Here is a 4,335-nt window from a genome sequence, read left to right on the forward strand (position 1 = left end):
AGCACCTGCATCTCGGCGAGGAGGTGGCCCAGCGGGGTCGCATGAGCGCCGCGGCGGCCGCCCGCCGACGACGCCGACACCGCGGGGACGGCGAGGTCGGCCTCGGCGAACACGGTGTCCACGACCGCGTCGAACCCCGGGCGCAGCGCGGAGGGGCGCACGGCCGCGTCGCCGAGTCGATCGATGAGCGGCTCGTCGCGGAACAGCTCGTCGACATACGGCCACACGTCGGTCAGGGCCCGGATCATCCGCGCGCGAGACTCGTCCGTGCCGCCCGCGAGCCGCAGCACCCACTGCACGGCGTGGTCGCGGTGGTAGTCGACCTCCTTGAGGGCCTTTTCCGCGATCGCCGCCAACGTGTGCTCCGAGCTCGCGCGCAGGGCGGCGTACAGCTCCACGAGGTACACCGACACGACGAACTGCCGCGCGATGGTCTGGGCGAAGTCGCCGTTGGGCTGCTCCACGATCCAGGCGCTGCGGAACTCGGGCTCGTCGCGGAAGTAGGCCAGGTCGTCCTCGGAGCGGCCGTCCCAGGATCCGGCGAAGTGCAGGAACGAGCGGGCGTGCCCGAGCAGGTCGAGGGCGATGTTGCCGAGCGCCACGTCCTCCTCCAGCTCCGGCGCGCGGGAGATCCACGCGCCGAGCTGCTGCGACAGGATCAGGGCGTCGTCGCCCAGCCAGAGCGCGTACTCGGCGAGGTCGGCGCTGGTCGCGGTGGTGCCGGCGCCCGCCAGCTCCTCGCTCAGCCGCAGCTCGTCGACCGAGACGTCTCCGTGCACGTCGGTTCCGTGCACGTCGGTGTGCCCGTGCTGCTGCGCGCTCACAGGTGCGGCACCCCCTCGGAGGCGGTGTAGTACACCGCGTGCCGGTAGTTCTTGCCGGCGGGGCTCTCGAAGTAGGCGCCCTTGGCGTCGGGGTCGCTGGTGGTGATGGCGTCGGCCGGCACGGCCCAGATCGACACGCCCTCGCCGCGCCGGGTGTAGAGGTCGCGGGCGTTGCGGATCGCCATATCGGCGTCTGGCGCGTGCAGCGAGCCGACGTGCACGTGGCTCAGGCCGCGGTTCGCGCGCACGAAGATCTCCCACAGGGGCCAGGGCTCGCGCTCGTCGGCGCCGGGGGTGGCCATCACGCGACCGCCTTCGTCTTGAGGGCCTGCTTGCGGGCGTACTCGGCGGCGGCCTCGCGCACCCAGGCGCCCTCCTCGTGGGCGGTGCGGCGGCGCTCCAGCCGTTCCGCGTTGCACGGTCCGTTGCCGCGCAGCACCTGGAAGAACTCGTCCCAGTCGATCTCGCCCATCTCGTAGCGGCCGGTCTCCTCGTCGAAGCGCAGGTCGGGGTCGGGCAGGGTTACGCCGAGGATCTCGGCCTGGGGCACGAGCATGCTCACGAAGCGCTGGCGCAGCTCGTCGTTGGAGAAGCGCTTGATCTTCCAGGCCATCGACTGTGCGGAGTTGGGGGACTGGTCGTCGGGCGGGCCGAACATCGCCAGGCTCGGCCAGTACCAGCGGTCCACGGCGTCCTGCGCCATCTGCCGCTGCTCCTCCGTGCCGCGCATGAGGGTGAGGAGGATCTCGAAGCCCTGCCGCTGGTGGAACGACTCCTCCTTGCAGATGCGCACCATCGCCCGGCCGTAGGGGCCGTAGGAGGCGCGGCACAGCGGCACCTGGTTGCAGATGGCGGCGCCGTCGACGAGCCAGCCGATCGCCCCCATGTCGGCCCAGGTGGGCGTGGGGTAGTTGAAGATCGACGAGTACTTGGCCTTCCCGGAGATGAGTTGATCCATCATCTCGTCGCGCGTGATGCCGAGGGTCTGCGCGGCGGAGTAGAGGTAGAGCCCGTGTCCGGCCTCGTCCTGCACCTTCGCCATCAGGATGGCCTTGCGCTTGAGGCTGGGCGCGCGCGTGATCCAGTTGCCCTCCGGCTGCATGCCGATGATCTCGGAGTGCGCGTGCTGGGAGATCTGCCGGATGAGCGTCTTGCGGTATGCCTCCGGCATCCAGTCGCGCGGCTCGATGCGCTGCTCGTTCGCGATGAGCTCCTCGAACAGGCGCTCCTCCGCGGAGGCCTCGTCCGTCACGAGGGACAGGTCTGCAGGACTGGTCATCGTCGACTCCTCGCCATCCGGCCTTCTTTACTGACCGATCGTTAGGTAATTCTGACACAGCGATCGTCGGTATTCAACCGGCGCCGGATCAGAGCGAGCGCGACACGAGCGCGAGCAGGGCCCGGCCGTAGGCCTCCGCGGGGTCGGGGTGCTCGAACGTCAGCGGCTCCCCGGCGATCTCGATCTCCACGTGGAACGTGTCGGGCAGCCGGACGAGGGCGCGGAACGTGCCCCGGAGCAGCTCGCGCAGCTGATCCTCGCGGGGCAACCACACCGCATCAGCCAGGGTCACCGCATCGAGCGCCCACTCGGTCGTGCCGTTGAACGCCAGGTCGGTGCCGCTGGGGGTCTGCCGCGCCTCGATCGTCATCCCGCTCACGGTGAACACGTCGGCCTCGGCCTCCAGCTCCACCTCGTCGGGGAGGTCCAGCTGGAAACGGTCGCCCTCCGCGGGGTGCCAGGTGAGTCCCGCATCGCGCAGGGCGACGGCGAGTTCGCGCGTGATCATCCCTCCACGCTAGACGCCATGCGGCAGCCGTCCCCCGATCGCGGTCCGCGACGACCGGGCTGTCGGCGGTGTGCGGCAGAGTGGAGGACATGACCTCCGCACCCGCCGACACCGCCCGCGACACCGCCCGCGCCGCTCTCGCCGAGCTGGTCGGGCGCGCCGACGTCGACTTCCACGATGGGCAGTACGAGGCGATCGAGGCCCTGGTGGAGGGGCGCCGCCGCGCGCTCGTGGTGCAGCGCACCGGCTGGGGCAAGTCCGCGGTGTACTTCGTCGCGACGCTGCTGCGCCGACGGCAGGGCGCGGGCCCCACCGTGCTGGTGTCGCCGCTGCTCGCCCTCATGCGCGACCAGATCGCGGCCGCCGAGCGCGCGGGCGTGCGGGCGGTGGCGATCAACTCCACGAACGCGCACGAGTGGGCGGAGGTGGAGGGGCGGCTCGCGCGCGACGAGGTCGACGTGCTGCTGGTGTCGCCCGAGCGGCTCAACAACCCCGCCTTCCGCGAGCAGCAGCTGCCCGCGCTCGTGGCCCGCCTCGGCATGCTCGTCGTCGACGAGGCGCACTGCATCAGCGACTGGGGGCACGACTTCCGGCCCGACTACCGCCGCCTGCGCGACCTGATCGGCCAGCTCCCGACCGACGTGCCGGTCCTGGCCACGACCGCGACCGCCAACAGCCGCGTGGTGGCCGACGTCGCCGAGCAGCTCGGGGCGCTGCCCACCGGGGAGGCCGGTGGGGCTGTGGCGTCCGCTGCACCGGGTGCGGGTGCGGGTGCGGGTGCGGAGGCGGATGTGGGTACCGGTGCGGGAGCCGTGCCGGTGCTGACGATCCGCGGACCCCTGGCCCGCACGTCGCTGCGGCTCGGCGTGCTGCGCCTGCGCGACTCGGCCAGCCGCCTGGCCTGGCTGCTGAGCCACCTCGACGACCTTCCGGGCTCCGGCATCATCTACACGCTCACGGTCGCCGCGGCCGTCGACACCGCGCGACTGCTGCGTGAGCACGGGCATGAGGTGCGCGCCTATACCGGGCAGACCGATGCCGAGGAGCGCGCCGAGTCGGAGGGCATGCTCAAGCGCAACGAGGTCAAGGCGCTCGTGGCCACCAGCGCCCTGGGCATGGGCTTCGACAAGCCCGACCTCGGCTTCGTCGTGCACCTCGGCGCGCCGTCGTCGCCCGTCGCGTACTACCAGCAGGTCGGGCGCGCGGGCCGGGCGAGCGACAACGCCGACGTGCTGCTGCTGCCCGGAGTCGAGGACCGCGACATCTGGCACTACTTCGCGACCGCGTCGATGCCCGACCGTGAGCGCGCCGAACGGGTGATCGCCGCGCTCGGCGACGCTCCGATCTCGACCCCGGCGCTGGAGGCCCTGGTCGACATCCGCCGCACGCCGCTGGAGTTGCTGCTCAAGGTGCTCGACGTCGACGGAGCCGTGCGGCGCGTGCAGGGCGGCTGGATCGCGACGGGAGCGCCGTGGGCCTACGACGCCGAGCGCTACGAGCGCATCGCCGCCGAGCGGGTCGCCGAGCAGCAGCACATGCTCGACTACGAGCGGACCGACGGCTGCCGCATGGAGTTCCTGCAGCGGGCGCTCGACGACGAGACCGCCGCGCCCTGCGGTCGCTGCGACACCTGCGCGGGCGTCTGGTTCCCGACCGAGGTGGCGTCGACGGCCAGCGCGCAGGCGGCGGAGTCGCTCGACCGCGTGGGCGTGCCGATCGAGCCG

The 4,335-nt window shown here is 72.0% G+C and carries 5 protein-coding genes; 1 reads left to right on the forward strand and 4 read right to left on the reverse strand.

The window, feature by feature from the left end; all coding sequences use genetic code 11:
* From paaC to DW309_RS00175, 4 genes are all read right to left on the reverse strand, one after another.
* Window positions 1-824: 1,2-phenylacetyl-CoA epoxidase subunit PaaC (paaC, locus tag DW309_RS00160; protein ID WP_136044174.1), on the reverse strand; the 824-nt coding region annotated here is incomplete at its 3' end.
* Window positions 821-1,126, reverse strand: coding sequence for a 1,2-phenylacetyl-CoA epoxidase subunit PaaB (gene paaB / locus DW309_RS00165; RefSeq protein WP_042539384.1), 306 nt, complete (start codon window positions 1,124-1,126; stop codon window positions 821-823). The genes paaB and paaC, both read right to left, overlap by 4 nt.
* On the reverse strand, window positions 1,126-2,103 hold the full coding sequence (paaA, locus tag DW309_RS00170) for a 1,2-phenylacetyl-CoA epoxidase subunit PaaA (protein WP_136030268.1): 978 nt from the start codon (window positions 2,101-2,103) through the stop codon (window positions 1,126-1,128). Before paaA ends, paaB begins: the two co-directional genes overlap by 1 nt.
* A gap of 88 nt (window positions 2,104-2,191) precedes the next feature.
* The gene (locus DW309_RS00175; RefSeq protein ID WP_136044175.1) at window positions 2,192-2,611 is read right to left on the reverse strand and encodes a pilus assembly protein CpaE; all 420 of its coding nucleotides are present in this window, start codon (window positions 2,609-2,611) and stop codon (window positions 2,192-2,194) included.
* 89 nt (window positions 2,612-2,700) lie between these two features.
* Between DW309_RS00175 and DW309_RS00180 the strand changes: the two genes are divergently transcribed.
* A partial coding sequence (locus DW309_RS00180; RefSeq protein WP_136044176.1) for a RecQ family ATP-dependent DNA helicase occupies window positions 2,701-4,335 on the forward strand: 1,635 nt, incomplete at its 3' end.

The sequence above is a fragment of the Microbacterium sp. K41 genome (assembly GCF_004794395.1).
Lineage (GTDB): Bacteria > Actinomycetota > Actinomycetes > Actinomycetales > Microbacteriaceae > Microbacterium > Microbacterium sufflavum.

Bases quoted from the DNA above. Each gene is read 5' to 3' on its own strand.
- paaB (WP_042539384.1), bottom strand. From the start codon at position 1,126: ATGGCCACCCCCGGCGCCGACGAGCGCGAGCCCTGGCCCCTGTGGGAG.
- paaA (WP_136030268.1), bottom strand. From the start codon at position 2,103: ATGACCAGTCCTGCAGACCTGTCCCTCGTGACGGACGAGGCCTCCGCG.
- DW309_RS00175 (WP_136044175.1), bottom strand. From the start codon at position 2,611: ATGATCACGCGCGAACTCGCCGTCGCCCTGCGCGATGCGGGACTCACC.